Genomic DNA, 22476 nt, shown 5'->3' with positions numbered 1-22476 from the left:
GAGAACTCACAGTTATGCCTCCCAAGACTCGCGCGGCCGCAGGCCGCAAGCCGCGTCGTAAGGACAAGAAGAACGTCCCGCTCGGCCAGGCGCACATCAAGAGCACCTTCAACAACACGATCATCTCGATCACGGACCCGACCGGCGCGGTCATCGCGTGGGCTTCCGGCGGCGACGTCGGCTTCAAGGGCTCCCGCAAGTCGACGCCCTACGCTGCCGGCATGGCCGCCGAGGCCGTCGCCCGCAAGGCCGCCGACCACGGCGTCAAGAAGGTCGACGTCTTCGTGAAGGGCCCGGGCTCGGGCCGCGAGACCGCGATCCGCTCCCTGCAGGGTGCCGGCCTCGAGGTCGGTTCGATCCAGGACGTGACGCCGCAGGCCCACAACGGCTGCCGTCCGCCCAAGCGTCGCCGCGTCTGACGACGCGTTCGCCGTCGTCCGCCCCTGACGGGGCGGACGACGGCGGCCCACGCCCGACGGGTGGACCGAGACCCCCGGGCGACCCGCGTCACCCGTGATGCGTCAAATAGCGGACGCACACTGAGAGGAACGAAACCTTGCTGATCGCACAGCGCCCCACGTTGACCGAAGAGGTCATCTCGGAGGACCGCTCACGCTTCTCCATCGAGCCGCTTGAGCCGGGCTTCGGGTACACGCTTGGCAACTCGCTGCGTCGCACGCTGCTGTCGTCCATCCCGGGCGCAGCGGTGACCTCGATCCGGATCGACGGTGTTCTCCACGAGTTCACCACCGTTCAGGGTGTCAAGGAAGACGTCACCGAGATCATCCTCAACATCAAGAACCTCGTCGTCTCCTCGGAGAACGACGAGCCCGTCGTGATGTACCTGCGCAAGCAGGGCCCGGGTGTGGCTACGGCCGCTGACATCGTCCCGCCGGCAGGCGTCGAGGTCCACAACCCCGAGCTCGAGATCGCCACGCTGAACGACAAGGGCAAGCTTGAGGTCGAGCTGACCGTCGAGCGTGGCCGTGGCTACGTCTCCGCGAACCAGAACAAGATGTACGACGCGGAGATCGGCCGGGTTCCGGTCGACTCGATCTACTCGCCGGTCCTGAAGGTCACGTACAAGGTCGAGGCCACGCGTGTCGAGCAGCGGACCGACTTCGACAAGCTGGTCGTCGACGTCGAGACGAAGTCGGCGATCTCGCCCCGCGACGCTCTCGCGTCCGCGGGCAAGACGCTGGTCGAGCTCTTCGGGCTGGCCCGCGAGCTGAACGTCGAGGCCGAGGGCATCGAGATCGGCCCGTCGCCGACGGACGCAGCACTTGCTGCGGACCTGGCGCTGCCGATCGAGGAGCTCAACCTCACGATCCGCTCGTACAACTGCCTCAAGCGTGAGGGTATCCACCAGGTCGGCGAGCTTGTTGCTCGCAGCGAGGCCGACCTGCTGGACATCCGCAACTTCGGTGCGAAGTCGATCACCGAGGTCAAGGAGAAGCTCCAGGAGCTTGGCCTTGCTCTCAAGGATTCGCCGCTCGACTTCGACCCCTCGACGGCCGACTACTACGAGTCGGACGACGACGGCACGGTCGAGCAGAACTACTGACGAACTGCGGGGTCCGGTCTCCCGGGACCCCGTGACCCCGCACCTCAAGGAGAACCACCATGCCTACACCCACCAAGGGTCCCCGGCTCGGCGGCGGTCCGGCTCACGAGCGTCTGATCCTCGCGAACCTGGCCACGCAGCTGTTCGAGCACGGCCGCATCACGACCACCGTGACGAAGGCCAAGCGCCTCCGTCCGCTGGCCGAGCGTCTGATCACCTTCGCGAAGCGTGGCGACCTGCACGCGCGTCGTCGCGTCATGACGGTCATCCGTGACAAGGGTGTCGTGCACACTCTCTTCACCGAGATCGCGCCGACGATGGCCGAGCGTCAGGGCGGCTACACGCGCATCACGAAGGTCGGCAACCGCAAGGGCGACAACGCGCCCATGGCGGTCATCGAGCTCGTGACCGAGCCCGTGAGCCCGAAGCAGGCAGTCGTGAAGGAGGCCGAGAAGGCCGCCGAGAAGGACGCCAAGAAGAAGTCGAAGAAGGCCGAGGAGGCTCCTGTCGAGGAGACCACCGAGGCTCCGGCCGAGGACGCCGCCGAGGCACCCGCCGAGAAGGACTCCTCCGCCAAGGAGGACTGATCACCTCCCCGGTACCACCGGGGGTTGATCGTACGAGGGCCTGGCCGAGACGACCTCTCGGCCGGGCCCTCGTTTGCGTCTCCTCGCCTCTCCTCGCACGCGGTCCGGCGATACGGTGACGGGGTGAACGCCGCACCCGTCCCCGTGGTTCTCGTCCATGCGTCACGGACGTCGCCGAGCATGTGGCGCACGCAGGTCGACGCGCTCGAGCGCCTGGGTGCCACGGTGGCCGTCCCGACGCTCCCGGGGCACGGGGTGCGTGAGGACGAGCCCTTCACCCTCGACGGCGCGGTCGAGACGGTCCGGGCGGCCGTGGACGACGTTGGCGGCCGGGCGCTCGTCGTCGGCCTCTCGGTGGGTGGGTACGTGGGCATCGAGCACCGGGCGCGCCACCCGGAGCAGTCGGCCGGACTCATGGCGGTGAGCTGCAGCACCGACCCGCGGACGCCCCTGCGCGCAGGGTGGGAGGTCCTCGCCCGGTGGATCGAGTCCTGGCCCGACTCGGGTGCGGCGCTGAACTCGGCGGTCGTGCGGGCGACCGTCCCCGCGGACGGGCTCCCGCATCTCGAGGGGGACGGCTTCGCGCTGCGCGTGATGAGTCAGATCGTCGAGGAGATGGCCCGGGTGCGGCCGCTGGACTCGCTCGATGCCGCGACGTCGCCCGTCTGGATCGTGAACGGGACCTGGGACCACTTCCGCACGGGTGAACGCGCGTACCTGCGGGCAGCCCGGGACTCCGGGGCGCAGGCGCGGCTCGTGCACGTGCGCGAGGCGAAGCACCTGGTGAACCTGGACCGTCCGGTCGCGTTCAACCGCGTTCTGCTGGAGGCCTGGAGCGACGTCGTCGCCAGTCCGTAGGAGGCTGGCAGCACGGTCTCACCCCGCGTCGGGCAGGTCCCAGACCCGTGCCCCGCCGATCAGGGCCGCGGAGTTGGGCACGACGACGACGTCGTCGCCGAGTCGGTTCACCGCGCTCGCCGAGACGGCACGCGAGTTCCCGCCGCCCAGGTAGAGCCGGTCCCAGTGGAAGACGGGCCGCAGACCGTCGACGACGGATACCACGCGCCGCGACCACAGCGCGTTGCCGAGCCGTCGTCGCTCGGGCTCGCCGATGTACTCGTCATAGGTGGTCCCGCGGCGGATCGGCGCACGTGACCACTCGAGGTGCGGGGCGAGCCGGCCGCCGTCGAACAGGGCGGAGCCGAGCCCCGTGCCGAGTGTCAGGACGAGCTCGACGCCGCTGCCGGCGACCACCCCGGCGCCGTGCAGCTCGGCGTCGTTGACGACGACCGTCGGGACCTGCAGGCGCGAGCTCAGCGCCTCACGCATGTTGAGATTCGTCCACGAGGCGACCAGGTCGGGGTCGACGCGGCTCCGCGGCCCGCTGCGTGTCACGTAGTGCGGGGTGTGGACGACGACGCCGTGGCGCAGCATCCCCGGCATGCCGACGGTCGCGCGGTCGGCGGGCGGGAGCCCGTCGGCGATCTCGGCGATCGTCTCGACGAAGAGCTCCGGCGGGAGCGGGTACGGCGTGGGCACGCGGACCGCGCGGGCGTGGGCCGTCCCGGCCGCGTCGAGGACGTTGGCCTTGATGCCGCCACCGCCGCAGTCGACGGAGAGCGTGCGTGGTCCACCCATGCGGGCAGCCTATCCACGGGAGCGCGACGGCGCGGGCTACCGTGGGCCTGTGAACGACGACAAGGTGCGGGTGCGGCTCGACGTGGCGTACGACGGCGGGGGGTTCTCCGGGTGGGCCACGCAGCCCGATCTGCGGACCGTGCAGGGGGAGCTCGAGCGTGGGCTCGCGACGATCCTGCGGACCGACGAGGTGCGCGTGACCGTGGCGGGTCGCACGGACGCGGGGGTCCACGCCCGCGGGCAGGTCGTTCATGTCGACCTCACCACCGAGCAGTGGGAGGCGCTTCCCGGGCGCTCGGACCGTGCGCCGGGCCCGGCGCTCGTGGCGCGACTGGGCGGTGTCCTGGCGAGCGACGTCGTCGTCCTCCGTGCGGGCCGGGCCCCGGCCGGGTTCGACGCCCGCTTCTCGGCGCTGAGCCGCAGCTACACCTATCGGATCGCGGACGACCCCGCGCTGCGCGACCCGCTCCGTCGCGGCTGGGTGCTGTGGAACCGCAAGCCCCTCGACGTCACGGCGATGCACGCCGCGATGCAGCCGCTGCGGGGGCTGCACGACTTCGCGTCGTACTGCAAGCCACGGCCGGGGGCGACGACGATCCGCGAGCTCGCTCAGATGGCGTGGGAGCGTCCGGCTGACGGGCCTGACCGAGGGCTGGTCGTGGCGCACGTCCGTGCCGACGCGTTCTGCCACAACATGGTCAGGGCTCTGGTCGGCGCGTCGCTCGCGGTGGGGGAGGGGCGGCGTCCGGTGGAGTTTCCCGAGCGCCTGCTGGCGGAGCGCTCGCGGACCAACGCGGCGGCCGTCGTCCCGGGCCACGCGCTCGTGCTCGAGTCGGTGTCCTACCCGGCCGACGACGAGCTGGCGGCGCGGGCGGAGCGGGTGCGCGCGCGCCGGATGGACGAGGAGGTCGAGCGGTAGCTCGACTCAGATCTCGTCGACGATGTGGACGGACGCCTCCTCGGCGCTGGCGCCCGCACCGTCGATGCCTGCGTCGGTGGCGTAGAGATCCGTGCCGCGGTCGCCGTCGTCGTGCTCGACCAGGCGGCCGGACCGGGTGGTGTCGACGGGGGCATCGCCGTCGTCGTCGGGCACCTCCTCGGCGAGACGACGGTCGAGCCCCTCGCCGGTCGCCTCCTCCCACGCGGTCTCGCCGTAGTGGTTGGAACGGTCGCGCTCGGGCGGGGAGTAGCCCTCGTCAAGAAGGTCGTCGACGCCGCGGTCCAGGAGTGTGTCCTCCTGGGTCAGCTGGTTCTCGTCGCCCTCGCCGGCTGTCTCGGGGCCCGGGCTGGTGCCGGGGGTGTCGTTGCTCATGGATCTACGGTCGCACCTCGCACTCGCGCTCGCGCGCGGAGGAGCGATCGGTCGGTGAAGGTCTCCGGGCCATGATTTCACCCGCTCTCGAACTGTGGTGCAGGTCACAGACCCATAGGCTGGAGATGCGGGGGCGCTGTGGCGAGAGACGCCACGGAGGCGCCGGCTCGACGTCGAACCGGCCTGTCGACGAAGGAGCATTCCCATGCGCATCGTACGAAGCATCTCTGCAGGAGTGGCAGCGCTCGCACTGGTCGCCGCGGGGGCGGGTGCCGCGACCGCGAAGGGCAACCCGGACATCTGTCGGTACGACGGCGAGGGCTGGATGGAAAAGGTCGACGTCAGCGGCAACCATCAGGGCGTGCAGGTCGACGCTCCGGACGGCCTCGTGATCGTCGGGTACTGCGTGAAGGCTGGGTCGAGCAAGGGCAGGTCCGGCGGGGGGCAGGAGGTCAACTACCTCGACGACGGGGTCGACTCGCTCACGATCACGCACTCGAGCGGCAAGGACGTCTCGCACTACCAGGTGCTCGTCTCGGAGGGCTATGTCATCGGCTGAATGTCACGAATCGGCAACTGGCGGGTGATTTCGCCCGAGAGGTCTTCATCTGGGACGAATGCGTTGTTAGCGTCAGCCGTGCGCGTCGGGGGTCCGAGGGAGGGCTAGCACGGGGGACCGGTGCGCGACCCGCGCCGGGGACCCCGGCACCCAGACCAAGGAGCCGCCGTGCGCAGCCTGCGCCGACTCGTCCTGCCCACCGCCATTGCCGTCGCGACGGCGCTCACGCTGGGCGGACCTGCGTCCGCCGCCGTCGTCGAGTCTGCCGCCCCGTCCGTGCCCGCCGCCACCGTCTCGGCCGGACACCCCGCGACGACGGCGTCCGCCGAGAACTTCGAGACCGCGCTCTACTTCTACAAGAAGATCGACGAGGGCAAGCGGGCCGCCTGGAAGAACTCGGGCAAGCAGTACCTCGTGACGACGTGGGAGGGCAAGGACTTCAGGACGACGCTCGACGCCGCGCTGCTCGACGACGTCGAAGGAGTCGGCGAGATCTGCGGAGCCGGGTGGGGCGTCCAGCAGGACGTCGTCGACCTGCACAAGGCTGACGGCGAGGACTTCACCTTCCCCGCCAACATCACGTTCCCGAAGGACAACATCGGGTGGCCGCCGATCGTCGACGCGGACCACTGGGACCTGGAGGAGCTCGTCGAGGTTCCCGAGTGCGGCTCGGAGCTGCCGGCGGCGCCGACCGTGTCGGTCGCGCCTCCGAGCTGTGAGTCGCTCTCGAACGAGGTGACGTTCACCGACCTGGCGACGGACACGCGCCTGGTCCTCGGAGACCTGCGGATCCGTGCGGAGGACATCCCGGACGGGACGTTCACCTACGAGCAGGCGCTCGCAGACATCGACCTGGCTCCGGCCTACGGAGATATCACGCTGGACGTCCTCTGGTACGACCGTGCGGGTGACAAGAAGGACCACGACCTGGGCGACCTCACGCTGACGCTCACGGAGCCTTCGCTGGTCGATTGCGACACGCGGGCCGAGGCCACGCCCGTGGCCCCGCAGATCGCCGACTGCGCCGCCGAGATGCCCGGCGTCGTCCTGCCGGACACCGACGCCTTCGTCTACACGTTCGACACCGACACCCGTGTTGCGACGGCGACCGTCCAGGACTCGTTCAAGGCGGTCCCCGGCAACGGCTGGGAGGCCACGGACGTCGAGGGCGTGCTCACGCAGACCGTCGACGGGGTCCCGAACCTCGACCAGGTGTGCCCGACCGAGCCGACCCTCGCGGGATCGGTCGCCACCGGCACCTGCGTCGCCGACGCGCCGTGGCTCGAGTACACCGTCGTCGTGGACGACCCCGACGACCAGTACACGGGCGACAAGACCGGGACGATCACGTTCGTCGCGCCGGAGGGCGAGGAGAACGTCGTCGAGACCATCCAGCTGGACGAGAACCTCTCCGCGTCGGGCTCGGTGCTGTGGCCCGGCGCCAGCGTGGACTCCGAGGGCAGCGCCAACGGTTGGCCGGGCTGGGAGCAGGACGCCGACGGCACGTGGGCCGAGACGACGGGCAACTACGCCTGGGCGCGTGACCTCACGCACGTGACCATCGACGTCAACCCGTCCCTCACCGTCGACGTCAGCTACCCGGAGGCAACTCCGGAGTGCGCGGCGGAGCCGACCGTCGTTGAACCGACCACCGAGCCGACCACCACCCCCACGACCGCCGAGCCGACGACGAGCGCCCCAGCGACCGTCGAGCCGACGGACGACGCGGACGACACCGAGGTTCTCGGTGCCTCGGTGCCGCCCGAGGACGGGCTCGCCGAGACCGGTGCTGACGCGCTCGTGTGGGCGCTGGTCGCCCTCGGCCTGATCGGTGGAGGCACGGCAGCCGTGCTGATCGCGCGTCGCCGGCGCGCGTAGCACCCGCACCGCGTAGCACCCGCCGGAGCCGGCCTCTCGACCGTGAGGGGCCGGCTCCGGTGCGCCTACGATTGATCCATGGCAGTCCACAAGATCGTGCTCTTCTACGGGTTCGCACCCCTGGCAGACCCGCGCGCCGTCCAGCTCTGGCAGCGGGCCCTGGCGGAGCGTTGGGACCTGCGCGGCCGCGTGATCGTCGCAGAGCACGGCATCAACGCCACGCTCGAGGGGACCGTCGAGAACCTCAAGCAGTACGTGAAGACCACGCGGACGTACCCGGGCTTCGAGAACATCGACGTCAAGTGGTCCGACGGGTCCGGTGCCGACTTCCCGCGGCTGTCCGTGAAGGTTCGCCCCGAGCTCGTCGCCTTCGGTGCTCCCGAGGCGCTGCAGATGGGCACCGACGGTGTCCAGGGCGGCGGGGCCAGGCTGTCCCCCCAAGAGCTGAACGACCTCGTCGCACGGCGCGGGGACGACGTCGTGATGTTCGACGGGCGCAACGCGTTCGAGGCAGAGATCGGCCGGTTCCGGGACGCCGTCGTCCCGGACGTGGCGACGACGCGCGACTTCGTCGACGTGCTCGACTCCGGGGCATATGACGAGCTCAAGGACCGGCCCGTGGTCACGTACTGCACCGGCGGCGTGCGCTGCGAGGTGCTCTCCAAGCTGATGGTCGACCGCGGCTTCTCCGAGGTCTACCAGCTCGACGGCGGGATCGTCCGGTACGGGGAGGCGTTCGGCGACGACGGGCTGTGGGACGGCTCGCTCTACGTCTTCGACGACCGGCGGCACGTGGAGTTCGGTCCGGCGACGGTCCCGCTCGGACGCTGCGCGGCGTGCCAGGCGGTCACGGCGCTCTACGAGAACTGCGGCGACCCGTCCTGCTCGACACTCACCCTGTGCTGCGAGGACTGCGCCGCGACGCACCGTGAGGGCAGGTGTGACGCATGCATCACCGAGCGTCCGGGCGGCACGGTCCGCGAGACGAGAGGCCGGGAGCAGCGGGTCGAGGGTGCCCTGCACGCCACGGTGTGACGGAACACCTTTTGACCGCCGGCCCGCTGGCCCGGTATTCTGTTGAGTCGTTGTGCTTCCCGCTCGGAAACCGATGTCAAACTGCGCGTCCCCCACTCGCCAGCAGACGAAGCCCGGGTTAGTTCGAGCATCGACGACGACCTCGTCGGCTGCAGTCCTCTGCGCCGAAGAAGACATCGAGACACGAAACGAAGGCTACGACCGTGCGTACGTTTACCCCGAAGCCCGGCGACATCCAGCGAGACTGGTACATCGTCGACGCGACCGACGTCGTCCTGGGACGCCTCGCCAGCCACGTTGCCACGCTCCTGCGCGGCAAGCACAAGGCGACGTTTGCGCCCCACGTCGACGGTGGTGACTTCGTCATCGTCATCAACGCTGACAAGGTCGCCCTCAGCGGCAACAAGCGCGAGCAGAAGCTTGCCTACGACCACTCGGGCTACCCCGGTGGTCTGAAGGCGGTTCCTTACGGAGAGCTGCTCGAGAAGCACCCGGAGCGCGCTGTCGAGCGTGCCGTCAAGGGAATGCTGCCCAAGACGCGTCTCGGCAACGCCCAGTACGGAAAGCTCAAGGTCTACGCAGGCACTGAGCACCCGCACGCGGCGCAGCAGCCGAAGCCGTTTGAGATCACCCAGGTCGCGCAGTAACGACCACCCCAGACTCCCTAGGACGCGAGGACACAACCGTGGCCGAGACCACCGTCGAGACTCCGCTGGACGAGACACCCAGCAACTACACCTCCGAGACCACTGCCCCCGCGGGCCAGGGCCAGAGCATCACCGCTCCGGCGCAGGCCCTCGGACGCCGCAAGGAGGCGATCGCCCGCGTGCGCATCGTCCCCGGCACGGGCCAGTGGAAGATCAACGGGCGCACGCTCGAGGACTACTTCCCCAACAAGCTGCACCAGCAGCTCGTCAACGACCCCTTCACGCTGGTCGGCGTCGAGGACCGGTTTGACGTCGTCGCCCGCATCAGCGGCGGCGGCATCTCCGGCCAGGCAGGCGCCCTGCGTCTCGCCATCGCCCGTGCGCTGAACGAGGTCGACGAAGAGTCGAACCGTGCCGCCCTCAAGAAGGCCGGCTTCCTCACTCGTGACGCACGCGTCGTCGAGCGCAAGAAGGCCGGGCTCAAGAAGGCCCGCAAGGCTCCGCAGTACTCGAAGCGCTGATCCACGCGCTACGGCCCGACGGCCCCGACGGACACTGTCCGTCGGGGCCGTCGGCGTTTCGACGTGCTTTTGCACGCGTTGCATACATTTCCGGCACGACGCCGGAACGCGCCCTCATCTGATCGCGCGGTTACTCTCGCAGCAGGCCGGGAAGAGTTCCGGCGGACGGAGGCATGACTGATGGCTCGCCTATTCGGCACCGACGGGGTGCGTGGACTCGCGAACAAGGACGTGACCGCGGAGCTCGCCCTCGACCTCGGGGCGGCCGCCGCGCACGTCCTAGGCGCGCGTGGTGAGTTCGGCACCCACCGGCCCCGCGCCGTCGTCGGCCGCGACCCCCGGGCCTCGGGCGAGCTGCTCTCCGCAGCGGTGTGCTCGGGCCTGGCGAGCGCGGGCGTCGACGTGATCGACGTCGGGGTGCTCCCGACCCCGGGTGTCGCATACGTCAGCGCCACGAACGCCGGTATCGACCTCGGCGTCATGATCTCCGCGTCGCACAACCCGATGCACGACAACGGCATCAAGTTCTTCGCCCGCGGGGGCGTCAAGCTCGCCGACGACGTCGAGGACCAGATCGCCGCTCGCCTCGACGAGGAGTGGGAGCGCCCGACGGGCGAGGAGGTCGGCCGGATCACCGTCGACGCCGGGCGTGCGGGCGAGGCCTACGTCGAGCACCTGATCTCGACGATCGGCGCCGACCAGTACACCAAGCCGCTGCACGGCCTGCGGATCGCGGTCGACTGCGCGAACGGTGCGGCGAGCGACATCGGACCCGCGGCGTTGCGGGCAGCCGGTGCGGACGTCGTCGTGATCAACGCGAGCCCGGACGGGCTCAACATCAACGAGAAGTGCGGCTCGACGCACCCCGAGCAGCTCCAGGCCGTCGTCGTCGCGTCGGAGGCGGACTTCGGCGTGGCCTTCGACGGCGACGCGGACCGCTGCCTCGCGGTCGACCACGGGGGCGTGCTCGTCGACGGGGACCAGCTCATGGGCATCCTCGCGATGGGGTTGAAGGACGAGGGGCGCCTGGCCCACGACACGCTCGTGGTGACGGTGATGAGCAACCTCGGGCTCGTGCTGGCGATGCGGGACGCCGGCATCGGCACCGTCCAGACCGGTGTTGGCGATCGGTACGTGCTGGAGGAGATGCGCGCCTCGGGCTACTCGCTCGGCGGCGAGCAGTCCGGGCACATCATCATGTCCGAGCACGGGACCACCGGTGACGGCGTCCTCACGGCGCTGCACCTGGCAGCCCGCGTCAAGGCATCGGGGCGGCGGGTGGCCGACCTCGCCGCGCAGATCGGGCACCTGCCGCAGACCCTCGTCAACGTCAAGGACGTCGACAAGCACGCCGTCAGCCAGGACGCCGGCGTGCTCGCCGCCGTCGCCGAGGCCGAGAACCAGCTCGGCGACACCGGGCGAGTGCTTCTGCGCTCCTCGGGGACCGAACCCGTCGTGCGCGTGATGGTCGAGGCCGCCACGCAGAAGCAGGCGGATTCGGTCGCCGACGAGCTCGCGGGCGTCGTCCGCTCGCGCCTGGCGCTGTGACCCTGCTCGACCGGCTCCGTGAGGACGTCGAGACCCGGCTGGAGGCAGCGCCCGACGGGATCCTGCCGATCGTCCAGGCGGGCCACCCGGTCCTGCGGCACCCCGCCATGCCGTACGACGGACAGATCGACGACCTCCTCCCGGACCTGCTCGTCGTCATGCGCGAGACCATGCGGGCCGCGCCCGGCGTGGGGCTCGCCGCTCCGCAGATCGGCATCTCGCTGGCCCTCGCCGTCGTGGAGGATGCGGGCGCGGACGAGTCCGACCCGCGGGAGCGGTCGGCGCTGCCGTACCGCGTGCTCGTGAACCCTGCGTACGAGCCGACCTCGGACGAGCAGGTCGCGTTCTACGAGGGCTGCCTGAGCGTGCGGGGCTGGAGTGCGGTGCGCGCCCGGCACCGGTCGATCCGGCTGACCGGTCACGACGAGACCGGCACGAACCTCGACGAGGAGCTGTCCGGGTGGTCGGCGCGGATCGTCCAGCACGAGACAGACCACCTCAACGGGGAGCTGTACATCGACCGTGCAGAGCTGCGCTCCCTGGCGGACGACGAGGCGATGGGGCGCTGGTGGGGCACGTCCCCGGACCCGGCTCCCGCGGCGAAGATGCTCGGTTTCGACCTTCACCGAATCCACTCAGGAAGACCAGGCGCCGGACCGCCCGCTGTGGCGGATCGCACGTAGGCTAGTGCAGTCCGCACACTGACGTCGCGCTAGGAGCCGAGGCCCGTGCTAGATCCACTGAACGTCTTCTTGGCGGATCTTGAGGTGTGGGTGCAGGGCATCGCGGCCTCGCTGTGGGTCTACCCGACCCTCTTCACGTTCACCGTGATCGACGGTTTCTTCCCGCCGGTGCCGAGCGAGTCGGTCGTCATCACGCTCTCCGTGGCCGCCGCCGCGGGTGCGGGCCCGGTGCTCTGGATCATCTTCGTCGTCGCGGCGCTCGGGGCCTGGGTGGGCGACCAGATCGCCTACCTCATCGGCAGGTTCATCGGTACCGAGCGAATCCCGTTCCTGCGCAGCGGTCGCGGCCTCAAGGCGATCACCTGGGCGCGGAACGCCCTGGCCACCCGCGGGGCCTCCTTCATCCTGGCGGCGCGCTACGTACCCGTCGGCCGCGTCGCGGTGAACATGTCCGCCGGCGCCGTCGGTTTTCCGCAGCGCCGTTTCATGGCGTTCTCCGGCATCGCGGCGATCGTCTGGGCGTCGTTCTCCGTCGGCATCGGCACGCTCGCTGGCCAGTGGCTCGGGCACAACACCCTGCTCGCGATGGTGGTCGGTGTCGGTGTCGGTCTCCTGATGGGGTTCGTCGTCGACCGTCTCGTCGTCTGGTGGTCCGGGCGCGGGCACGCGCTCGAGCCGTTCGAGCCACTGCCGACCGAGATCGCCGCGGCACAGGAGGACGAGCACCTCTACGACGCCGCGGGCTAGAGCTTTCGCAGGCGGATGCGCTGGACCTTGTGGTCGTGGCCCTTGGTCAGCAGCAGCGTCGCCCGCCCGCGGGTGGGCAGCACGTTCTGCTCGAGGTTGGGTGCGTTGATCGTGTCCCAGATCCGACGCGCCGTCTCCTCCGCCTCCGCGTCGCTCAGCGTGGCGTACCGGTGGAAGTAGCTCTCCGGTTGGGCGAAGGCGGTCTTGCGCAGGGACAGGAAGCGGTCGACGTACCACTGGCGGATGTTCCGGGTCCGGGCGTCGACGTAGATCGAGAAGTCGAAGAAGTCCGAGACCGCCACGGTCGTCCCGTCCGGGCTCGGGCGCGCCGGCTGCAGGACGTTCAGACCCTCGACGATCAGGACGTCGGGGCGGTGCACCACCGCCCGCTCGCCCGGCACGATGTCGTAGGTGAGGTGGTCGTACACCGGTGCCTTCACCTCGGTCTGGCCGGCCTTCACCCGGGAGAGGAACCGGATCAGGGCGCGGCGGTCGTAGGCCTCGGGGAAGCCCTTGCGCCCGAGGAGGCCGCGGCGCTCCAGCTCGGCGTTCGGGTAGAGGAACCCGTCCGTGGTGATCAGCTCGACGCGCGGCGTCCCGGGCCAGCGGGCCATGAGCTCGCGCAGCAGCCGAGCCGTCGTGGACTTGCCCACGGCGACGGAACCGGCGACACCGATCACGTACGGCGTACGCACGGGGCGCTCGTGCAGGAACGTCGACGTCACGTCGTGCAGTCCAGCCGACGCCTGCACGTACAGGTTCAGCAGCCGCGACAGCGGTCGGTAGACGGCGTCCGCCTCGGCGAGGTCGATGGGATCTCCGAGGCCGCGCAGCCGTTCGACCTCGTCGGCCGTCAGCGGCAGCGGCGTCGAGGAGGAGAGCCGGCTCCATGCGGCGCGGTCGAGGTCCACGTACGGCGACGTCGACTCACCGGTCAGTGCCGGGTCCACGCGCGGTAGCTGATCTTCGGTCACGCAACGATTGTGCCCGATCTGCGAGCACCCGCGTCCCCGCGTTCGTCAGGAAAGGTCGCAAAAAACCGCAGAACTGCGCCGCGCGCAGCAGGTGCTTTCGATGGCTAGACTCTCGAATCATGTGTGGAATCGTGGGGTATGCAGGCCCTGTCCAGCCGTCGGGGCGACCCCTCGACGTCGTCCTTGAAGGCCTCCGTCGGCTCGAGTACCGCGGGTACGACTCCGCGGGTGTGGCACTGACCGTGCCCGGCCAGACGGTTGTCTCGTCGGCCAAGAAGTCCGGCAAGCTCGTGAACCTCGTCGACGAGCTCGCAGCACACCCGCTGCCCGAGGCCGTCGCCGGGATCGGGCACACCCGCTGGGCCACCCATGGGGGGCCGACGGACGTCAACGCGCACCCGCACGTCGTCGACGGCGGGCGTCTCGCCGTCATCCACAACGGCATCGTCGAGAACTTCGCCGCGCTGAAGGAGGAGCTCGCCGCCGAGGGCGTCACGTTCCTCTCGCAGACGGACACCGAGGTCGCGGCACACCTCCTGGCCCGCACCTTCCGCGAGGTCGGTGACCTGACCGTCGCGATGACCGTCGTCGCGCGCCGGCTCGAGGGCACGTTCACACTCCTCGCCGTGCACGCCGACGACCCCGCCACGGTGGTCGGCGCCCGCCACGACTCGCCGCTGGTCGTCGGCCTCGGCGACGGGGAGAACTTCCTCGGGTCCGACGTGGCAGCGTTCGTCTCGCACACCACCGAGGCGCTCGAGCTCGGCCAGGACCAGGTGGTCACCATCACGGCGACCTCGGTCGACGTCGTGGACTTCGACGGCGAGCCCGCCCAGGCGAAGCGCTTCTCCGTCGACTGGGACGCCGCGGCCGCCGAGAAGGGTGGCTTCGAGTCCTTCATGGACAAGGAGATCCACGACCAGCCGCAGGCCGTCGGCGACACGCTGCTCGGCCGCACGGACGTGGACGGTCGGCTCATCCTCGACGACCTCAAGATCGACGAGGCGGTGCTGCGCTCGGTCGACAAGATCGTCGTCATCGCCTGCGGCACGGCCGCCTACGCGGGACACGTCGCCAAGTACGCGATCGAGCACTGGTGCCGGATCCCCGTGGAGGTCGAGCTCGCGCACGAGTTCCGCTACCGCGACCCGGTCGTCAACGAGAAGACGCTGGTCGTCGCGATCACCCAGTCCGGCGAGACCATGGACACCCTGATGGCCGTGCGGCACGCCCGTGAGCAGGGCGCGAAGGTGATCTCGATCGTCAACACCAACGGGTCGACGATCCCGCGCGAGTCCGACGCCGTGCTCTACACGCACGCGGGCCCTGAGATCGCGGTCGCCTCCACCAAGGCGTTCCTCTCGCAGATCACCGCGGCCTACGTCCTCGGGCTCTACCTCGCCCAGCTGCGCGGCAACAAGTTCCCGGACGAGATCGCGCTGCTGATGGACGAGCTGCGCGACATGCCGCGCAAGATCCAGACCGTGATCGAGCGCGGCGAGTACGTGCGCTCGACGGCGCGTTCGATGAAGGACGCCTCCTCGGTGCTCTTCCTCGGCCGCCACGTCGGCTTCCCCGTCGCGATGGAGGGCGCGCTCAAGCTCAAGGAGCTCGCGTACATCCACGCCGAGGGCTTCGCGGCCGGCGAGCTCAAGCACGGCCCGATCGCGCTGATCGACGAGGGCCAGCCCGTGTTCGTCGTCGTGCCCTCGCCCCGGGGGCGGGACTCGCTGCACTCGAAGGTGGTCTCCAACATCCAGGAGATCCGCGCCCGTGGCGCCCGCACGCTCGTGATCGCCGAGGACGGCGACGACTCCGTCAAGGCCTTCGCCGACGAGATCTTCTGGATCCCGCAGGTGCCCACCCTGATGCAGCCACTGCTCGCGACCGTCCCGCTGCAGATCTTCGCGATGGCGCTCGCGACGGCCAAGGGCCTCGACGTCGACCAGCCGCGCAACCTCGCCAAGTCGGTCACCGTCGAGTAGTCCGACCGGGGGTCGCCTAGGCTGAGCCCGTGATCATCGGGGTAGGAGTGGACGTCGTCGACGTGGACCGGTTCATGGAGACGCTCGACCGCACGCCACGCCTGCGCGAGAAGCTGTTCACCCCGGCCGAGAGGGACCTCCCGCCGGCGTCGATCGCCGCGCGCTTCGCCGCCAAGGAGGCGATCGCAAAGGCGCTCGGCGCCCCCGGCGGGATGAGCTGGCAGGACGCGACCGTGCACCGGGTGCCGGGCGGGGCCCCGGAGGTGGAGATCTCCGGCACCGTCGCCGCGCGGGCGCAGGAGCTCGGGATCCAGAAGTTCCACCTGTCGATCTCGCACGACGCCGGGATCGCGTCCGCCATGGTCGTCGCCGAGGGCTGACCGTCGCCCGGCACACCGAGGGCGGGGCATCACGTCGTTCGGATGCCCCGCCCTCGTGCGTCGTGGGTCAGTGCTGGAAGTGGGGCACGACCTCGCGGGCGAAGAGCTCGATCGACGAGCGGTCGTAGGCGGCGTCGAGGAAGTACGTGATCGCGTACGTCATGCCGAGCTCCTCGAGCTCGCGCAGCGCCGTGACGACCTGCTCCGGTGTGCCCACGAGAGGGCCGTTGCGCCACGACTCGATCTGGCCGTCGGCCGCGTCGGGGGAGACCCGGCGGTAGTGGTCCTCGATCCATCGCAACTTCTCGGCGACGACCTCCTCGGTCTCGCCGATGACGACGTTGAAGTTCGCCGACCGGGTGATGGCGTCGAAGTCGGTGCCCAGGTCCTGGCAGTGGCTGCGCAGCACCTCGGACTTGTGCGCGAACTCCTCGGGCATGCCGGAGAAGTTGGTGTACTGCGCGTACTGCGCGGCGGTGCGCAGGGTGCGCTTCTCGCCGCCACCCGCGATCCAGAGCGGGATGGTCGGCCGGCCGGCCTCGTCCCGCTGCAACGGCTGTGGGCGGCAGAGCGCGCCGTCGGCCGTGTAGTAGGAGCCGTGCAGCGTGGCGGACCCCTCGGACCACATCTGCGACATGATCTGCACGCCCTCGTCGAGCGCCTTGAGCCGGTCCCCGGCGTTCGGGAACCCGTAGCCGTACGCCTTCCACTCGTGCTCGTACCACCCGGCGCCGATCCCCATCTCGGTGCGACCGCCGGAGATCGCGTCGACCGTGGAGGCGACCTTCGCGAGGTAGGCCGGGTTGCGGTAGGCCATGCACGTGCACATCTGCCCGAGGCGCACGCGCTCCGTCGAGGCGGCGAACGCGGACATCAGCGTCCAGGCCTCGTGCGTGGCCTCCTCGGAGGGCTCGGGGACGGTGTGGAAGTGGTCATACACCCAGACCGACTCGAAAGCCGGGAGGTCGCCGGGCAGCCCGCTGCCGGCGAGCGCGGTGTCGGCGTATCGGGCGAGAGACCGCATCGTCTCCCAGTGGTCGGCCGGTTCGATGCCGACGAGGTCCATCCGCCAGCCCTGTGGAATGAAGAGTCCGAATCGCATGCGTCCAACCTACTCCGGCCGTCCGACGTCGCACCTCGCCGCCCCGGGGCGACCGCGCTTTGGGCAGTCGGGCCGTCGGGCAGGCAGGATGGACCGCATGATCGAATCCTGGACCGCCGCCGACGTCCGTGCCGCGGAGGTGCCCCTGCTCGACGCGGGCTACGACCTGATGGAGCTGGCGGCCATCGCGCTCGCGACGACGTCGATGCCGGTGCTCTTCTCCGGGGACGAGGAGCCGGACCAGCCGGCACCGCGCGTCGCTCTGCTCGTGGGGTCCGGCGCCAACGGAGGCGACGCGCTGTTCGCCGGGGCGATCCTCGCCGGGCGTGCGGGCGACGACGGCGCGTTCCTCGCCGAGATCGTCGGCCAGACCGACCTGCCGACCTCGGAGGTCGTCGCGGTGTGCACGAGCCCCCAGGTGCACGAGGCCGGGCTCGCCGCGCTGCGCGAGGCCGGCGGGCGGGTCGTCGACGTCTGCGGAGGCCCCACCGACCCCGCGTGGTCGGGGGCCGTCGCGGACGTGCTCGCCGCGGACCTCGTCCTCGACGGTCTCGTCGGCATCGGCGGCGTCGGGCCGCTGCGGGGGATCGCGGCCGAGTTCGTCCGCGCCCTGTCGGCGGCCGGCGAGCTGACGCAGGAGCTGACCGCGCAGCGCCCGAACTCCGGGCCCGGGTTCGTCATCCAGGGCGCGTCGGTCGAGCAGATCCTCGGGCCGCGCCCCGGCCGGCGCAGGCCGCGGGTGGTCGCCGTCGACCTGCCGAGCGGGATCGGCGTCGACGACGGGACGGTCGCGGGCCCCGTGATGCCGGCGGACGTGACCATGACCTTCGGGGCGACCAAGCCCGGGCTGCTGCTGCCGCCGGCGGCGCACCTGGTGGGCGACGTGCACTTCGTCGACATCGGGCTCAGCCAGCCGATCGTGGACCAGGGTCTCGTGCCCGCGGTGATGCGGATGGGGGCCGCCGACGTCGCGGAGCTCTGGCCCGTCCCCGGCGTGCGGGACCACAAGTACACCCGGGGCGTCGTCGGTCTCGTGGCCGGCACCTCGCACTTCCCCGGAGCCGCCGTGCTCGCGGCGACGGCCGCCGTCCGCTCGGGCGCCGGGATGGTGCGGTACCTCGGCCCGGAGGCCGTGGCCTCGACGGTGGTCTCGGCGCGCCCCGAGGTGGTGCCGGCCGCCGGCCGCGTCCAGGCATGGGCGGTCGGACCGGGCCTGCCGGGGATCGGCGCCGACGGCGGCGGGCCGCCCGCCGCCGGGACCGACGGTGCGGCGCAGCACGCCCGCGTGCGCGAGGCGCTCGAGCAGTCGCGCGGCATCGGGCCCGACGGCACCGAGATCGACCCCGTGCCGGTGGTCGCGGACGCGGGCGCTCTCGACGTCGTGGCCACCGTGGTGCAGGACGGGCACCGGCTCGCCCCGCACGTGCTGCTGACGCCCCACGCCGGCGAGCTCGCCCGGCTGCTGCGTGCGCTGGGGGAGCGGACGTCCCGCGAGGACGTCGAGGCCGCCCCGCTCGCCCACGCACGCCGTGCGCACGAGCTCACCGGGGCGACGGTGCTCGTCAAGGGCTCGGTGACGATCGTCTTCGGACCGGACGCGGTCTTCTCCCAGGCCGAGGCGCCGACGTGGCTGGCGACCGCCGGCGCGGGCGACGTCCTGACCGGGATCCTGGGGACCCTGCTCGCAGCGCGGTCGGCCGAGGCGGTCGCGACGCCCGGTCTCACCTCGAGGCTCGCGGCGGCCGGGGCGTTCGTGCACGGCCACTGCGCCGACCGGGCCAACCCCGGCGGACCGGTCGCGGCGCTCGACGTGGCCGACGCCGTCTCCTCGGTGATCGCCGAGATCCTCCTGGAGAACGACGCATGAGCGGGCAGGACGCGGCGACGGCGCTCGCGGCCCGGGCGGTCATGCTGTGGGAGGCCGCGTCGGCGCAGGCCCGCGAGGACGGCGACACGGACCCGGTGCGGATCGTGATCGGGCTCGTCGGCGCGCCGGGGTCGGGCAAGTCGACCCTCGCCGAGAAGGTCGTCGAGCACCTCCAGGCCGGGGTGGACGGCGGCGAGCGGTGCCCCGCCGTCGTCGTCCCGATGGACGGCTTCCACCTCGCCGACGCCGAGCTCGAACGGCTCGGACGGCGTGAGCGCAAGGGGGCGCCCGACACCTTCGACGCGGAGGGTTTCGGCATGCTGCTGCTCCGTGCGCGGGCCGTCGGCCCGGGCGGGGCGCCGGTCTACGCGCCCGAGTTCCGGCGCGAGATCGAGGAGCCCGTCGCCGGCGCGATCGCCGTCACGGAGGAGACGCGCGTCGTCGTGACCGAGGGCAACTATCTGCTCCTCGACTCCGACGACGGCCCGGGGGAGGTGGCCGGACGCTGGTCGACGGCTCGGCTCCAGCTCACCGAGTCGTGGTTCGTCGAGGTGCCCGACGACGTGCGCCGCGCCCGGCTCGTCGCCCGGCACGCGGCATACGGACTGGCGCCCGCCGCGGCTGCCGCCAAGGCGCTCGGGCCGGACGAGCAGAACGCCCGGCTCGTCGAGACGACCCGCGAGCGGGCGAGCCTCGTCGTCCGCCTGGACGGCTAGTGGCCCGCCGTACCGGTCGCCGTCGTGCCGCCGTCCCACCCCTCAAGGAGGGGCTGAACCCCACCCGGGTGCTGCTCGCGCCGTCGGACGACGAGCCGACCGTCGCCGCCCACCTCGCCCGCAGGTTTCCCGACGACGCGGCACGCCTCGTCGAGAAGGTCGCGGCGGGAGAGGTTCTCGACGCCGCGCTGCACCCCGTCGCGCCCGACGCCCCGGCGACCTCGGGCGCCGTCGTCTGGGTCTACCGAGACCCGCCGACGGACGAGCCGCACGTGCCCTTCGAGATCGACGTGCTCCACCGTGACGACGCCCTGCTCGTCGTCGACAAGCCGCACTTCCTGTCGACCATCCCGCGGGGCGCCTGGGTCACGCAGTCCGTGCTCGTGCGCCTGCGCCGGGACCTCGACCTGCCCACGCTGGTGCCCGCGCACCGGCTCGACCGGCCCACCGCCGGCGTCCTCGTGCTCACGGTCGACCCCGAGGTGCGCGGCGCGTACCAGACGCTCTTCGCACGCCGGGAGGTGACCAAGACCTACGAGGCGGTCGCCCCGCTCGCGGGCGTCGACCTGCCGGTGACGGTGCGCAGCCGGATCCTCAAGGAGCGCGGCGTGCCGCGCGCGTACGAGGTCGAGGGCGAGCCCAACGCCGAGTCGCGGATCTCGCTGACGGCCGCCGACCACGAGCGGGGTCTCGGGCTCTACCGGCTCGAGCCGCACACGGGCAAGACGCACCAGCTGCGGCTGCACATGCAGCGGATCGGCGTGCCGATCGTGGGCGACGACTTCTACCCGGACCTGCGGCACCGGGCCCCCGACGACTTCCGCGACCCGTTGCAGCTGCTCGCCCGGGAGCTGCGCTTCACCGACCCCTTCACCGGCGTCGAGCGACGTTTCGTCTCGCGTCGCGTCCTCGAGCGCTGGCCGGTGGCAGAATCAGCCGGGTGAGCACCTTTCCGGCACGTGCCGTCGTAAACCTCGATGCCATCGCGGGGAACGTGCGCGCCCTGGCCGACTACGCGCCGACGGCACAGGTGATGGCCGTCGTGAAGGCGGACGCCTACGGCCACGGGCTCGTCCCGAGCGCCCAGGCCGCGATCGCCGGGGGAGCGCGGTGGCTCGGCGTCGCGCAGGTGCCGGAGGCGATCGCGCTGCGTGCCGCGGTTCCTGCCTCCGCAGCACGGGTCCTGACGTGGCTGTACGCGCCCGGTGCGCCGCTGGCTGCAGCGCTCGAGGCGGACGTCGACCTCTCCGTGCACGCCGGCTGGGCGCTCGCCGAGGTCGTCGCCGCGGCGCGGGAGACCGGCCGGGTCGCGCGCGTGCACCTCAAGGTCGACACCGGCCTGGGGCGCAACGGACTGACGCCGACCGACCTCGAGGCGTTGCTCCCCGACGCACTGCGGGCCCAGAGCGAGGGTGCGGTCGAGCTGGTGGGCGTCTGGTCGCACTTCGCGTTCGCCGACGAGCCCGACCACCCGACCGTGCTGGCGCAGGCCGAGGTCTTCGACGAGGTCGTGGGCCGCGTGGAGGCCGCCGGCGCGCACCTCGAGGTCCGCCACCTGGCGAACTCCGCCGCGACGCTCACGGCCCCGCGCATGCACTACGACCTGGTCCGTCCCGGACTGGCGGTCTACGGTCTGACGCCCGTCCCGCAGCTCGGTCCGGCGGCCGACCACGGCCTCACCCCCGCCATGACCGTCGAGGCGGAGCTCGCCAACGTCAAGCGGATTGCCGCCGGCCACGGGGTCTCCTACGGCCACCGGTACCGGACCACCCGGGACACGGTCCTCGGCGTCGTCCCGCTGGGGTACTCGGACGGCGTCCCGCGGCACGCGTCGGGGGACCTGCCGGCGCAGCCGGGCGGCCCGCTGCTCGTCGGCGCCACCGCGGACGGCGGAGGGCGCCTGCTCCGGGTGGCCGGGCGGGTGTGCATGGACCAGTTCGTGCTCGACCTCGGTCCCGACGCCACCGAGCAGGCGGGCGACGTCGTGCGACTGTTCGGACCCGGCACGGGGGCGGACACGGACGGGCTCCCGACCGCCCAGGACTGGGCGGAGGCCGCGGGCACGATCTCCTACGAGATCGTCACGCGGATCGGCGCCCGCGTCCCCCGGGTCTACGTCGGCGGCGAGGCGACCGCCGGGCCGTCGGCGCAGGGCGCGGCAGCAGCAGAGTCAGAGAGCAAGGAGAAGCAGGCGTGACCGTTCTACAACTTCCCGACGCGGCCAGCACCCGGGCGCTCGGTCAGGCGCTCGCCACGATCGTGCGCGCGGGTGACCTCGTCGTGCTCACCGGTGACCTGGGCGCGGGCAAGACGACGCTCACGCAGGGTCTCGGTGCGGGCCTCGGCGTCCGCGGGCAGGTCGCGTCGCCCACGTTCATCGTGGCGCGCGAGCATCCGTCGCTCGGTGACGGGCCCGCGCTCGTGCACGTGGACGCGTACCGGCTCGGAGGGCTCGACGAGCTCGACGCCCTGGACCTCGACTCGTCGCTCGAGGAGTCCGTGACGGTCGTCGAGTGGGGAGGCGGACTCGCCGAGGCCCTCGCCGAGGACCGGCTCGAGATCGGCATCGAGCGGCCCCGCGGCGGTCTCGTCGACCTCCCGGGCGAGGCGGAGCACGACGGCGTGCTCGGCGACCACGACCCCGAGGCCGGGGTCCGGCGCGTGACGATCCGCGCCGTCGGGCCACGCTGGGCCGACACCGACCTCGCCGCGCTCGCGGCAGCCGTAGGCTAG

At 71.4% G+C, this 22476-nt stretch carries 24 protein-coding genes; 20 read left to right on the top strand and 4 right to left on the bottom strand.

Annotation, left to right across the window (positions count from 1 at the left end):
* Positions 1-14 precede the first annotated feature (14 nt).
* From rpsK to BLU20_RS12015, 4 genes are all read left to right on the top strand, one after another.
* Positions 15-419: a 30S ribosomal protein S11 gene (gene rpsK / locus BLU20_RS12030; protein WP_029252196.1), complete on the top strand. Its 405-nt coding sequence runs from the start codon at positions 15-17 to the stop codon at positions 417-419.
* Between the two features lie 137 nt (positions 420-556).
* Positions 557-1564: a DNA-directed RNA polymerase subunit alpha gene (locus BLU20_RS12025; protein WP_029252197.1), complete on the top strand. Its 1008-nt coding sequence runs from the start codon at positions 557-559 to the stop codon at positions 1562-1564.
* A 59-nt stretch (positions 1565-1623) separates the two neighbouring features.
* Positions 1624-2151, top strand: coding sequence for a 50S ribosomal protein L17 (rplQ, locus tag BLU20_RS12020; RefSeq protein ID WP_029252198.1), 528 nt, complete (start codon positions 1624-1626; stop codon positions 2149-2151).
* A 123-nt stretch (positions 2152-2274) separates the two neighbouring features.
* Positions 2275-3009 (top strand): alpha/beta fold hydrolase, encoded by a 735-nt coding sequence (locus BLU20_RS12015; protein ID WP_231959216.1) that lies wholly within the window; start codon positions 2275-2277, stop codon positions 3007-3009.
* Between the two features lie 18 nt (positions 3010-3027).
* Here the strand turns inward: BLU20_RS12015 and BLU20_RS12010 are convergent, their stop codons facing one another.
* Positions 3028-3789, bottom strand: coding sequence for an ROK family protein (locus BLU20_RS12010; protein ID WP_083372669.1), 762 nt, complete (start codon positions 3787-3789; stop codon positions 3028-3030).
* A 49-nt stretch (positions 3790-3838) separates the two neighbouring features.
* On the opposite strand from BLU20_RS12010, the gene truA reads away from it, so the two are divergent.
* Positions 3839-4708: a tRNA pseudouridine(38-40) synthase TruA gene (truA, locus tag BLU20_RS12005; protein WP_231959215.1), complete on the top strand. Its 870-nt coding sequence runs from the start codon at positions 3839-3841 to the stop codon at positions 4706-4708.
* A gap of 6 nt (positions 4709-4714) precedes the next feature.
* Here truA and BLU20_RS12000 read toward each other — a convergent pair whose 3' ends face one another.
* Positions 4715-5101: a DUF5709 domain-containing protein gene (locus tag BLU20_RS12000; protein WP_083372667.1), complete on the bottom strand. Its 387-nt coding sequence runs from the start codon at positions 5099-5101 to the stop codon at positions 4715-4717.
* Between the two features lie 205 nt (positions 5102-5306).
* On the opposite strand from BLU20_RS12000, the gene BLU20_RS11995 reads away from it, so the two are divergent.
* From BLU20_RS11995 to BLU20_RS11960, 8 genes are all read left to right on the top strand, one after another.
* A complete protein-coding gene (locus BLU20_RS11995; RefSeq protein ID WP_083372666.1) occupies positions 5307-5660 on the top strand; it encodes a hypothetical protein in 354 nt (117 codons plus the stop codon).
* A 168-nt stretch (positions 5661-5828) separates the two neighbouring features.
* A complete protein-coding gene (locus tag BLU20_RS11990; RefSeq protein ID WP_083372665.1) occupies positions 5829-7538 on the top strand; it encodes a hypothetical protein in 1710 nt (569 codons plus the stop codon).
* A 78-nt stretch (positions 7539-7616) separates the two neighbouring features.
* Positions 7617-8573, top strand: a complete 957-nt coding sequence (gene trhO, locus BLU20_RS11985) for an oxygen-dependent tRNA uridine(34) hydroxylase TrhO (RefSeq protein WP_083372664.1) — start codon at positions 7617-7619, stop codon at positions 8571-8573.
* Positions 8574-8776: 203 nt separating this feature from the next.
* On the top strand, positions 8777-9220 hold the full coding sequence (rplM, locus tag BLU20_RS11980) for a 50S ribosomal protein L13 (protein WP_029252206.1): 444 nt from the start codon (positions 8777-8779) through the stop codon (positions 9218-9220).
* A 38-nt stretch (positions 9221-9258) separates the two neighbouring features.
* A complete protein-coding gene (gene rpsI / locus BLU20_RS11975) occupies positions 9259-9741 on the top strand; it encodes a 30S ribosomal protein S9 (protein WP_029252207.1) in 483 nt (160 codons plus the stop codon).
* Between the two features lie 180 nt (positions 9742-9921).
* Positions 9922-11289 carry a phosphoglucosamine mutase gene (gene glmM, locus BLU20_RS11970; protein ID WP_083372663.1) on the top strand — a complete coding sequence of 456 codons (1368 nt, stop codon included), beginning with the start codon at positions 9922-9924 and terminating at the stop codon, positions 11287-11289.
* On the top strand, positions 11286-11972 hold the full coding sequence (gene def, locus BLU20_RS11965) for a peptide deformylase (protein WP_083372662.1): 687 nt from the start codon (positions 11286-11288) through the stop codon (positions 11970-11972). Before glmM ends, def begins: the two co-directional genes overlap by 4 nt.
* A gap of 45 nt (positions 11973-12017) precedes the next feature.
* A complete protein-coding gene (locus BLU20_RS11960; protein ID WP_083372661.1) occupies positions 12018-12719 on the top strand; it encodes a DedA family protein in 702 nt (233 codons plus the stop codon).
* Here BLU20_RS11960 and coaA read toward each other — a convergent pair.
* Positions 12716-13693 carry a type I pantothenate kinase gene (gene coaA / locus BLU20_RS11955; RefSeq protein ID WP_052366824.1) on the bottom strand — a complete coding sequence of 326 codons (978 nt, stop codon included), beginning with the start codon at positions 13691-13693 and terminating at the stop codon, positions 12716-12718. The genes BLU20_RS11960 and coaA overlap by 4 nt on opposite strands.
* Before the next feature lie 119 nt (positions 13694-13812).
* On the opposite strand from coaA, the gene glmS reads away from it, so the two are divergent.
* Both glmS and BLU20_RS11945 read left to right on the top strand, forming a co-directional pair.
* Positions 13813-15678 (top strand): glutamine--fructose-6-phosphate transaminase (isomerizing), encoded by a 1866-nt coding sequence (gene glmS / locus BLU20_RS11950; protein ID WP_029252212.1) that lies wholly within the window; start codon positions 13813-13815, stop codon positions 15676-15678.
* 29 nt (positions 15679-15707) lie between these two features.
* Positions 15708-16058: a holo-ACP synthase gene (locus tag BLU20_RS11945; protein WP_029252213.1), complete on the top strand. Its 351-nt coding sequence runs from the start codon at positions 15708-15710 to the stop codon at positions 16056-16058.
* 67 nt (positions 16059-16125) lie between these two features.
* Here BLU20_RS11945 and BLU20_RS11940 read toward each other — a convergent pair whose 3' ends face one another.
* Positions 16126-17160 (bottom strand): LLM class F420-dependent oxidoreductase, encoded by a 1035-nt coding sequence (locus BLU20_RS11940; protein WP_083372660.1) that lies wholly within the window; start codon positions 17158-17160, stop codon positions 16126-16128.
* 97 nt (positions 17161-17257) lie between these two features.
* Between BLU20_RS11940 and BLU20_RS11935 the strand changes: the two genes are divergently transcribed.
* Genes BLU20_RS11935 through tsaE form a run of 5 tightly spaced genes read left to right on the top strand, consistent with a single transcriptional unit; the run spans position 17258 to position 22476 of the window.
* On the top strand, positions 17258-19027 hold the full coding sequence (locus tag BLU20_RS11935) for a bifunctional ADP-dependent NAD(P)H-hydrate dehydratase/NAD(P)H-hydrate epimerase (protein ID WP_083372659.1): 1770 nt from the start codon (positions 17258-17260) through the stop codon (positions 19025-19027).
* Positions 19024-19743 (top strand): nucleoside/nucleotide kinase family protein, encoded by a 720-nt coding sequence (locus BLU20_RS11930; protein WP_197675394.1) that lies wholly within the window; start codon positions 19024-19026, stop codon positions 19741-19743. Before BLU20_RS11935 ends, BLU20_RS11930 begins: the two co-directional genes overlap by 4 nt.
* Positions 19743-20687, top strand: coding sequence for a pseudouridine synthase (locus BLU20_RS11925; protein ID WP_083372658.1), 945 nt, complete (start codon positions 19743-19745; stop codon positions 20685-20687). The genes BLU20_RS11930 and BLU20_RS11925 overlap by 1 nt, the downstream gene beginning before the upstream one ends.
* Positions 20684-21940 (top strand): alanine racemase, encoded by a 1257-nt coding sequence (gene alr, locus BLU20_RS11920; protein WP_083372657.1) that lies wholly within the window; start codon positions 20684-20686, stop codon positions 21938-21940. Before BLU20_RS11925 ends, alr begins: the two co-directional genes overlap by 4 nt.
* Positions 21937-22476: a tRNA (adenosine(37)-N6)-threonylcarbamoyltransferase complex ATPase subunit type 1 TsaE gene (gene tsaE, locus BLU20_RS11915; RefSeq protein ID WP_083372656.1), complete on the top strand. Its 540-nt coding sequence runs from the start codon at positions 21937-21939 to the stop codon at positions 22474-22476. The genes alr and tsaE overlap by 4 nt, the downstream gene beginning before the upstream one ends.

The sequence above is a fragment of the Paraoerskovia marina genome (genome assembly GCF_900105445.1).
Lineage (GTDB): Bacteria > Actinomycetota > Actinomycetes > Actinomycetales > Cellulomonadaceae > Paraoerskovia > Paraoerskovia marina.
The sequence above is the reverse complement of the archived record's forward strand: the minus strand, read 5'-3'. Positions and strand labels throughout refer to the sequence as shown.

Excerpts from the sequence above, each read along its gene's own strand:
- rpsK (WP_029252196.1), top strand. The coding sequence starts at position 15 with ATGCCTCCCAAGACTCGCGCGGCCGCAGGCCGCAAGCCGCGTCGTAAG.
- rplQ (WP_029252198.1), top strand. The coding sequence starts at position 1,624 with ATGCCTACACCCACCAAGGGTCCCCGGCTCGGCGGCGGTCCGGCTCAC.
- BLU20_RS12010 (WP_083372669.1), bottom strand. The coding sequence starts at position 3,789 with ATGGGTGGACCACGCACGCTCTCCGTCGACTGCGGCGGTGGCGGCATC.
- BLU20_RS12000 (WP_083372667.1), bottom strand. The coding sequence starts at position 5,101 with ATGAGCAACGACACCCCCGGCACCAGCCCGGGCCCCGAGACAGCCGGC.
- BLU20_RS11995 (WP_083372666.1), top strand. The coding sequence starts at position 5,307 with ATGCGCATCGTACGAAGCATCTCTGCAGGAGTGGCAGCGCTCGCACTG.
- trhO (WP_083372664.1), top strand. The coding sequence starts at position 7,617 with ATGGCAGTCCACAAGATCGTGCTCTTCTACGGGTTCGCACCCCTGGCA.
- glmM (WP_083372663.1), top strand. The coding sequence starts at position 9,922 with ATGGCTCGCCTATTCGGCACCGACGGGGTGCGTGGACTCGCGAACAAG.
- glmS (WP_029252212.1), top strand. The coding sequence starts at position 13,813 with ATGTGTGGAATCGTGGGGTATGCAGGCCCTGTCCAGCCGTCGGGGCGA.
- BLU20_RS11940 (WP_083372660.1), bottom strand. The coding sequence starts at position 17,160 with ATGCGATTCGGACTCTTCATTCCACAGGGCTGGCGGATGGACCTCGTC.
- BLU20_RS11935 (WP_083372659.1), top strand. The coding sequence starts at position 17,258 with ATGATCGAATCCTGGACCGCCGCCGACGTCCGTGCCGCGGAGGTGCCC.
- BLU20_RS11930 (WP_197675394.1), top strand. The coding sequence starts at position 19,024 with ATGAGCGGGCAGGACGCGGCGACGGCGCTCGCGGCCCGGGCGGTCATG.